Here is a 451-nt window from a genome sequence, read left to right as displayed (position 1 = left end):
GGTGGTGGCAGTTGGAGACAGCAAACTTTTTTGTAAACAACCCACGAGCTTTCTGTATGTCAACTCCCCGAACAGGTAAGACCTTCTCTACGGTTTTAGCAATCGACTTTTTGCAGCAACAAGGCGCTGAGGCAGCTTTAATTGTTGCACCGCTTACTGTAGCCGCTGAGGGTGAGTGGGCAAGGACAGCGCGAGAATGGTTCCCAAATAAAAAGACAGTGCTTATCCACAAAGACCGTGAGGCTGATTTAGACACTCCGGCTCATATCTATCTGATCAACCCCGATGGGATGAAACTTATAGCTGATAAATTGGCTAAGAAAGTGTCTCACGGTAAAATTTCTATCGTGGTATTCGATGAACTAACTGAGTTTGCCAATATGAAGTCCAAGCGGTGGATAGCAGCAAATAAAATTGCCAAAGATGCCCAGTATGTCTGGGGACTTACAGG

General features: G+C 45.7%; 1 protein-coding gene. It reads left to right on the top strand.

Annotation, left to right across the window (positions count from 1 at the left end; all coding sequences use genetic code 11):
- Positions 1–56: 56 nt before the first annotated feature.
- Positions 57–451: hypothetical protein (locus tag HUW62_RS47780; RefSeq protein WP_217912009.1), on the top strand; the 395-nt coding region annotated here is incomplete at its 3' end.

The sequence above is a fragment of the Myxococcus sp. AM011 genome, from assembly GCF_013372595.1.
Classification (GTDB): domain Bacteria; phylum Myxococcota; class Myxococcia; order Myxococcales; family Myxococcaceae; genus Myxococcus; species Myxococcus eversor.
Note: the sequence above shows the minus strand (reverse complement) of the source record. Positions and strands in the feature narration are given on the sequence as shown.